1 protein-coding gene is annotated in these 209 nt (G+C 40.7%); it reads right to left on the bottom strand.

Annotation, left to right across the window (positions count from 1 at the left end):
- The coding region (locus tag V6256_RS16180; protein ID WP_341599206.1) for a TGS domain-containing protein at positions 1-209 on the bottom strand (209 nt) is incomplete at both ends.

Here is a 209-nt window from a genome sequence, read left to right on the forward strand (position 1 = left end):
AATGACGTAAAATTTCTAAACCTTCATCATCTTTATTAGTGATGATCGCTACTTGAGCATCGGTTTCAATAGGATCACAAGCGTCAACAAGTTGGCCATTATCACGTCCAGCGATACAAGCTTTTGCTAAGCCTGGGCAGATATCCGCAGCAATTTCCATTAGAGAAGTAGTGTTTTCGAATTGACGTTGATTTCCATCGGGAAGAGTA

It is taken from the genome of Psychromonas aquatilis, from assembly GCF_038155185.1.
Lineage (GTDB): Bacteria > Pseudomonadota > Gammaproteobacteria > Enterobacterales > Psychromonadaceae > Psychromonas > Psychromonas aquatilis.